At 33.7% G+C, this 8437-nt stretch carries 7 protein-coding genes; 6 read left to right on the forward strand and 1 reads right to left on the reverse strand.

All coding sequences use genetic code 11. The features are described from left to right. The first annotated feature begins 392 nt into the window (after positions 1 to 392). Both AC3WTA_RS28360 and AC3WTA_RS28365 read left to right on the forward strand, forming a co-directional pair. A complete protein-coding gene (locus tag AC3WTA_RS28360) occupies positions 393 to 2327 on the forward strand; it encodes a glycosyltransferase (RefSeq protein ID WP_000558399.1) in 1935 nt (644 codons plus the stop codon). A 63-nt stretch (positions 2328 to 2390) separates the two neighbouring features. Beyond that, positions 2391 to 3167 (forward strand): class I SAM-dependent methyltransferase, encoded by a 777-nt coding sequence (locus tag AC3WTA_RS28365; RefSeq protein WP_000657495.1) that lies wholly within the window; start codon positions 2391 to 2393, stop codon positions 3165 to 3167. A 40-nt stretch (positions 3168 to 3207) separates the two neighbouring features. Here AC3WTA_RS28365 and AC3WTA_RS28370 read toward each other — a convergent pair whose 3' ends face one another. Beyond that, positions 3208 to 4152, reverse strand: a complete 945-nt coding sequence (locus AC3WTA_RS28370) for an NAD-dependent epimerase/dehydratase family protein (RefSeq protein WP_033657843.1) — start codon at positions 4150 to 4152, stop codon at positions 3208 to 3210. A gap of 284 nt (positions 4153 to 4436) precedes the next feature. Between AC3WTA_RS28370 and AC3WTA_RS28375 the strand changes: the two genes are divergently transcribed. The 4 genes from AC3WTA_RS28375 (at position 4437) to AC3WTA_RS28390 (ending at position 8350) form a co-directional block, all read left to right on the forward strand. After that, complete coding sequence (locus tag AC3WTA_RS28375; RefSeq protein ID WP_000800264.1) at positions 4437 to 5231, forward strand: sulfotransferase family 2 domain-containing protein; 795 nt, start codon at positions 4437 to 4439, stop codon at positions 5229 to 5231. Positions 5232 to 5435: 204 nt separating this feature from the next. After that, the gene (locus tag AC3WTA_RS28380) at positions 5436 to 6158 is read left to right on the forward strand and encodes a class I SAM-dependent methyltransferase (protein WP_000398933.1); all 723 of its coding nucleotides are present in this window, start codon (positions 5436 to 5438) and stop codon (positions 6156 to 6158) included. Positions 6159 to 6184: 26 nt separating this feature from the next. Next, entirely contained in the window at positions 6185 to 7057 is an 873-nt protein-coding gene (locus AC3WTA_RS28385) for a class I SAM-dependent methyltransferase (protein ID WP_001058700.1), read from the forward strand. A gap of 216 nt (positions 7058 to 7273) precedes the next feature. Next, the gene (locus AC3WTA_RS28390; protein WP_000690987.1) at positions 7274 to 8350 is read left to right on the forward strand and encodes a glycosyltransferase WbsX family protein; all 1077 of its coding nucleotides are present in this window, start codon (positions 7274 to 7276) and stop codon (positions 8348 to 8350) included. The last annotated feature ends 87 nt before the right edge of the window (positions 8351 to 8437 follow it).

An 8437-nucleotide genomic window follows, 5' to 3' on the forward strand; every position in this document is an offset into this window, starting at 1 on the left:
ATGTCAACTAAGTTTTTTATTTCGTTTACCGCGTTCTGCGTTATTGCATCGGCGACTTGTTCTATATTACACCTCTATATCCTAATCGTCAATACCTTTTATCCTTTTTATTTTATAAATTTTAAAGGGTATTGAACCTTCTTCATTTATACTCCGTTCCTAGATATTAATAAACTGGTGCAATCACTTTCATAATCGACAGTTTATACTTTCTTACTTAAACCTTTCTAAAGAATGAATAGCAAGCCATACAAATATATATTAAAGGTAGCACTTTTTATTTCGAGTACATTCCAGCTGCATTCACAATTATCTCCTACCACTTCTCTCTAGGAATTATAAATACGCCCTACATTTACTAAAAATCTAATTAACTTAGGAGGCGTTATGAAATGCATGTTAATAAGAAGATCATTTATGTATCCCATGATGCCCATTTCCATGGAGCACAGCTGCTTTCTTTACATACTATTAAAGCTCTTAAAGAAAACTTTCATTACTCCGTCGCAATTATTTCTATTGGAACGGGCGTTTTAATCCACGATTTTCAAAAGTATGGTCCTGTTTATTGCCTAGAGGAAGACTACCCTACGGAAAAAAAGGTCGAATTATTAATAAAGAAGTTACTATCACAAGACTATACCATCGCCATATGTAGTACCGTCATAAGTGGTGATATAGTTACATTACTAGCTAAACACAATATAAAAGTTATTTCATTAATACATGAATTGCCACATTTAATACAACAGTACTCTGCCGAGGGAAAAGCGAGCAACATTGCCGAGTTTGCTTACAAAATTGTCTTCCCTTCACAGTACGTGTATGAAAAATTCCGTACAATCACCCAATTAGATCATGAGAAGTGCCATATTCTCCCTCAAGGTTTATTTAACCATAATCCTTATAAGAACAATATTACAAAAGCTAGAAACGAATTACGAAAAAAACACAACCTGCCTCTAGATAGCAAAATCATTTTGGGGGTAGGTTTCGCTGATCATCGAAAAGGGATAGATTTATTCTCACTTATTGCTTACTCAGTAAGAAAGGTTCATACGAATATTCATTTTATCTGGGTTGGAAGAACGGATGTTCGTTTTTTAAATACACTCTCCCCAAGATATACAGCACATTTCACATTAGTGGAGCCTACTCCAGATATCGGTTTATATAACGCCGGGGCTGATTTATATTTATTAACTTCAAGAGAAGATCCTTTTCCCAACGTTGTTTTAGAAGCATTAGATACAAAAGTCCCTGTTATAGGGTTTAAAAACGCTGGAGGTTTTGAAGATGTTGTTACGGAACAGACTGGCGCCTTAGTAGACTTTTTAAATTTACCGAAGATGTTGGAAAGAATATACGAATTTATTGGAGATGAGGATTTACGATTACAAAAAGGTAGCTTTGGCCAAGAACTTATTGAAAAAGATTTCAACTTTCTTCATTATATTTATCAATTATTAAACTTGCTTGAACATAATTATAAAAAAATAAGCGTAATCGTACCGAATTATAATTACGAAAAATACTTACCTGGCCGAGTTAAATCAATATTAAACCAAACCTATCCCCTTTACGAACTAATTTTCCTAGACGATGCCTCTACTGACAATAGCGTATCTATATTTGAACAGCTGCTCTCAAAAGAAAATAAGCCCCACCTAAAAGTTCAGCAGATTATTAATGATAAAAACTCTGGTTCTGTATTTAAACAATGGATAAAAGGCGTCTCTGCAGCAACCGGTGATTATATTTGGATTGCAGAGGCCGATGACTTATGTGATCAGACCTTTTTAGAAGAAGTAATACAAGGGTTTCATATAAATGGTGATGTTACTTTAAGCTACACACAATCAAAACAAATAGATGAACAAGGAAATATCCTGGCCAATCATTATTTAGATTACACAAATGATATTGATAAAGAAAAATGGAAAAGTTCTTATTTCCGAAAAGGGATAGATGAAATACAAGATACATTACTTATCAAAAACACCATACCTAACGTCTCAAGTGTAGTTTTCAAAAACATAGATATAAAAACAACAGAAAAACAATTAGAAAAGTTTAAAGTAGCTGGTGATTGGTTTTTCTATGTTTCTATTCTTAAAGAGGGTAACATTTATTTCAATCCAAAACCGCTAAACTATCATAGACGACATACAAATAGCGTAACGAGAACAGAAGATTCATATTCCCATTACAGTGAAGTTGTACAAATGCAGAATTTCATTAAAGAAACCTTTACTATCGACGATATTTCAAAAAAGAAAATGTACACATATAGAAAGTATCTTAAAGCATATTTGAAGATTGAATGATATATTTTCTTCGCCATCAGTATCTCTTTTAAGACGTTACTATCATTTAAGGGGGGTTACTCATTGAAAGAATTTATAGAGGCAAATAAAGATTTGATTTCTCAAATTGCACACAACTACAATGTAAATGCAAGTATCCATCCAGAGGATCATATCTTTCAATTCCTTGTCACTAATCCAGTCTTCCCATCTAAAAAAGAAGCGATAGATTATTATTTTCAAGATGGGAGAAAATCCGCAGAAACACTCTTAGATTTAATTACTTCCTTTTATCCTCCTATAGACACTCCAATAAAATTATTAGAATTCGCATCCGGATACGGCTGCATAACACGTCATTTATTAAACCTACAAACGAACTTAAGTATAACTACCTGCGATATACATGAAGAGGCTATTACTTTTGTTGAACGTACATTAAATACTTCTTCTATCTTATCTCACCCTGAACCTGAACAAGTAAATTTGACCTCGTCTACGTATGATATCGTTTTTTGTCTATCCTTTTTTTCTCATATGCCTGATACAACTTGGTTTCGTTGGCTTCAAACATTGTATAATGCTGTTTCTCCTGAAGGCTTACTCATCTTCACAACTCATGGTTATCAAAGTAAAAAGTACTTCAGCTTTCCAGATTTAAATAAACAGGGTTATTGGTTTCTCCCTTCTAGTGAACAATTGGATTTAGATGTTCATCAATACGGGCAAACAATCGTTAGTCCCTCTTACGTATGTGACAAAATTAAATTATTACCCTATAACCCTGTCATCAAAAAATACACTGAAGGTTTTTGGTGGGAACATCAAGACCTTTGGGTAATAAAAAAAGAAATAAAATAATAAACCACGCTCTACTTATACAGAAGTAGGGCATGATTTATTATTTTTTACTATATAAGAACTCTTCAATCCATAGCTTATTTAATCTAATTCCACTTTTGAAATCTATTTTCGGTTCCCAATTACATTCTCGTCTTACCCTATCTATATTTAAAATGATTTTTTGAACATTTTCTTGTTTTTGTTTATAGCAGGTAAAGTCCACTTTTCTTTCCGTTAATTTCTCCAATTCTACTATAATTCGTTTTAAAGAGAGACCCTTGCCGCTCCCTATGTTATACACACAAGATTTCAAATGATTTAATTGTGATAGTTGTATAGTGATTTCAACTAAATCATCTATATAAATATAATCTCGAATAATCTCTTGTGGATTCCCATATATATTAATCTTTTCATTACTGAGATGCTGATACAAAAAACAGTTTATTGCCCCAACTTTCTTTAAAGGATTTTGATATTTTCCATATGGATTAGAATATCTACATACAACATAGTCAATTCCGTATTTTTTCTTATAAAAGTACAAGTAATTTTCAAGCGACACTTTTGTTATTCCATAAGGAGAAAGTGGTTTTAATGGATGTTCCTCATCAATAGGTAAATATTCCGGTTCACCATAAACCGTGCCTCCAGAAGATGCTAATACAATTTTTTTAACAGGAAAATTTTTAACACTTTCCATGAAGTTAAGAAAAAAAAAGCTACTGTTTATATCTCCGAAAACATCTTCAATTGAAGTTGCTACATTAGACGTTGCAGCTAAATAAATAATAATATCCACATCCACTAAAGCTTTATATATATCTTCAACATTCGCTAAATCACCTTTAATAAATTCAACCTCACTTATAATATTTTGAGGGAAATTATTTATATGTCTGGAAAATACTTTTACATTTTGACCTTGTTTCAATAAACCTAATGCGAGGTTAATACCAATGAAACTATTTCCACCTACTATTAAATAACTATTCTTCCTCATAATATCCTCTCTAGTAATAAGATTTTTGCTTATCACACCTAGAAATACAAATAAACGAACTTGGTCACCTCTATTATTCATTCTCTTATAATTGTATGCCCCTTATAAATTTTCATTATCTTTATTTTATATTTTCCTTTTAGAATCGATACCTTATTTAAGATGACCACAAAAACACTCATAATATTTACTCATTCCCATGAATATATTGGATTAGTAAAAACTCGCCTTCTCATATTCTCGTTTATTCTATTTAAAAACTTTCAAAAAGGAGCACTACATGTATGAAGAATGTAAATCAAGAGCTTTTAAATCATGTAATCTTACATAAAGATCGAATCCCACATTTCCATAAAGACTTTCCACTTATACTATTTTGGAGCCATAGAAGCGGATGCACTACTTTAGCTAATTGGTTCTTTTTTCAAATTGGATTATTTACTGAAGCAAAGAAATACCATGACTTTATTCATTACTATGAATTCTGGGTGTATAAAAACAATACCAACTACATACCAGAGTTACAAAATGGGCTTCTAACAGCAAAAAAAGATGTTTGTAAACTTGTACGGAATCCCTATACAAGGGCTGTCAGCTCATTTTTATTACTTGCTGACAATCCATATGCTAGCCCTCAATGGGAAAGTATCCGCCATTATTTGTATAATGACAAATATAGTAATCGAGGAATATCATTTAAACAATTTTTATATTACGTTCGAGCATTAGGTCCCAATTCCCTAGCAATGGACATACATTTTAGTCAGCAATACGTTCCAGGTGAAGAAAACTTCATCCAATACTATATTCCTTTAGAAGATTTTAATACACAAATCACCAAAATGGAACATACGTACGATTTAGTTAAATCCAATTTAGCGCTACTTACAAATTCAGATCATCATCGCGCTCATAAAATGCTTTATACAGGAAGCTATGCAGAACTCAGCATTACAGATGCCGCCTTCCCTCGCTTTCCAACATATGAAAGCTTTTATGATGAAGAAACAATGGCGTTAGTTACAGAAATATATGCACAAGACTTTGAAATGTATCTGTACACAAAAGGGATATTCTAAGTCGATACATTCTTCAATGAATAAAAGCGAATGTATCGCATAGCATAAAGTGAAACTTTAATTAGCGTGGGTTTCTCTCCCGCTAATTATTCCATTCTACCAATCTCACTTTTATGTGTTCCCTAATTTCCACCCACTCTCTTTGATTTCGCTAATTGTTGACGTGTGTTTCATATGCATTTTTTTACACAGGAGTGATGTCATGTGGAAGGTAATTTGAAGCACAATAATGGATATTGCGTTATTTGTGAGAAGAAAGCTACATTTATAGAGCATAATGATTGGCTTAGAGATCACTATTTATGTTCTACATGCCACTCTATACCAAGGCAGCGCGCTCTAATCCATGTTTTAAATACATTTTTTCCAAAATGGGGTTCCTATCATATCCACGAATCCTCTCCTGGAGGAATTACAACTCAACTACTAATAAAAAACTGCAAAAACTATACATACTCTCAATACTTCAAAAACTACCCTCTCGGCCAATACTTTCAAGGGATTAGATGCGAGAACTTAGAAGACATGACTTTTCAAAATGAATCTTTTGATTTATTCATTACTCAAGATGTCTTTGAACATGTAATGGAGCCAAACAAAGCCTTTAAAGAAATAGAGCGTGTATTAAAGCCTGGCGGCGCTCATGTGTTTACTGTCCCTTGGTATCATACACTCACAAAGACTTTACAAAGAGCAAGAATCAATAAAGAAGGAATCGAATATATTGAGGAGCCAATTTATCATGGTAATCCTATTGATGAGAACGGGTCTTTAGTAACATTTGATTGGGGTCAAGATATGATTGAATATATTTATACACATGCAAATATGTATACCATTGTTTATTTACAAAAGGATAGATCACTGGGGTTAGATGCTGAATTTCTACATGTTTTTATTAGTAAAAAACACGAAAATGATTTTTAGGCACTATATAATTTGGAGGTTAACAAATGAATAACTTTAAGTTAGGAAGTGATTTTGATAACCTTGTTAGCCCACTTTCTGATGTTGAACTTCTTAATCTATTTATACAAAGTTGCTCAAAAACAAAGATAAATGGCATCCCAGTACCTATGTTCCCCCCCGAAGAAATTCAACAACAGTTTGTAGGTGCTTCCTATGAACATGCTCTTTATGAAGCATATTTGTTTTATAGACTTGTAAAAACATATGCCCATAATTTAGGCGTTCCCTTGAATAAAGAACGTAAAATTTTAGACTTTGGTTGCGGATGGGGAAGAATCATACGCTTCTTTTTCAAAGATGCTCGCCATAAAAACTTACTTGGTATTGATGTAGATCCTGTAATGATTAGCCTTTGTAACGAAACGTTAGGAAGAGGCAGATATAAAATAGCTCCCCCACAACCTCCTGTAGAATTTATTAATGACACTTCATTAGACATCATATTCGCTTATTCTGTATTCTCACATTTATCCGAAGAAACTGCAGAAAATTGGATAAAAGAATTTTCAAGAATTCTTCGCCCAGGTGGAATCTTCATCGCCACAACACAAGCACGCTATTTTCTCGATTTCTGTCAACAATTTAAGGAACACCCTGAATTAATTCAAACGGGATGGCATAAAACTTTATCTCAAGCTTTTCCAGATATAAATCGTGCCATCTCAGATTATGAAAGCGGCAATTTTGTCCACAGCCCTACAGGAGCTGGAGACGTTAGAAATAGTAGCTTCTACGGGGAAACCGTTATACCTAGAACTTATATTGAAAATCACTATGAGAAGTATTTAAAGCTACGGGACTTTTTTGATGATACAAACCGGTTACCACAAGCTCTATTTGTTCTCCAAAAAGATTAACTCTTTTCGCTCATTGTATAATGAAGATCATTTTGTATCTCAGCCGTATATATTAAAATCATCAAAGATTTCCCTATCAAGCAAACTGTACAAAAGAATTCATTATGCAGCATAAACACAGTAAGTAAATAACATATCTCACGCTTTAACTAGATTCGAAAAATCAAAAGTAACTTCCCACCACTTGAACTACGAACAACATAAGGGGGATATATCTTGAAAATAATCGCTTTTTACTTACCACAGTTTCATCAAATAAAAGAAAATGACCGATGGTGGGGGAAAGGGTTTACTGAATGGACAAATACTAAAAGTGCACGACCTTTATTTTCAGGACATTACCAACCTAGAGAACCTTATCAAGATTTTTATTATGACTTAACCACCCCATCCGTAAGAAAATGGCAAGCAGAAATCGCCAAAGCACATGGCATATATGGCTTTTGTTATTACCATTACTGGTTTAAAGGGAAGAGGCTATTGGAGGCACCCTTTAATGAGGTACTTAAGATGAAGGAACCAGATTTTCCATTTTGCCTTTCTTGGGCAAATGAACCGTGGACAAAAACTTGGGATGGTCTTGATAGTCACATATTAATGCCTCAAAATTATGGAGAATTATCGGATTGGAAAGAACACTTTGAGTATTTATTGCAAGCTTTCCAAGATGACAGATATATCCGTATAGACGATAAACCACTATTCATTATTTATCGTCCTGGGCATATCCCTCATTGTGAACAAATGCTTCATTATTGGAATACACTCGCACAAGAAAATGGTTTGAAAGGTATATACTTTGCAGAAACATTAAACAGCTTTCCACTTCCTAATATAAATGGATTTGATGCTAGCATTCAATTCGAGCCTTTTTATACAATTGCTCATGATAGCTCTTCAGACATAAATAAGACAATATATGAGTCTGGTAAACAAATAAACGCTTGGGATTATGATAAAGTGTGGATGTATATACTAAAGCGATCTCCTCCAGAGAAAAAAACATTTCCTGGTGCCTTTGTTGACTGGGACAATACTGCACGCCGCAAAGACTTAAATAGCAGCATCTTCCTAGGTTCTACCCCTAGGAAGTTCACGATATATTTAAGCAAACAAATCCAGCGTACCTATTCTCTTTACAACAGCGAGTTTTTATTTATTAATGCGTGGAATGAATGGGCCGAAGGTACTTACTTAGAACCAGATAAAAGGTATGGATTCGCCTATTTAGAAGGAGTTAAGCAGGCAATTAACAGAGGTATGAAAGCATACAAAAAAGACGAGTCATTCTGACTCGTCTTAAAGTTGCTTGGCGACGTCCTACTCTCACAGGGACAAGGTCCCAACTACCATCGGCGCTAGAGAGCTTAACTTCCGTGT

This window comes from Bacillus sp. EB106-07-01-XG149, from assembly GCF_058791555.1.

Coding starts and splice junctions, on each gene's coding strand:
- AC3WTA_RS28385 (WP_001058700.1), top strand. CDS start 6,185: ATGAATAACTTTAAGTTAGGAAGTGATTTTGATAACCTTGTTAGCCCA.
- AC3WTA_RS28375 (WP_000800264.1), top strand. CDS start 4,437: ATGAAGAATGTAAATCAAGAGCTTTTAAATCATGTAATCTTACATAAA.
- AC3WTA_RS28370 (WP_033657843.1), bottom strand. CDS start 4,152: ATGAGGAAGAATAGTTATTTAATAGTAGGTGGAAATAGTTTCATTGGT.
- AC3WTA_RS28360 (WP_000558399.1), top strand. CDS start 393: ATGCATGTTAATAAGAAGATCATTTATGTATCCCATGATGCCCATTTC.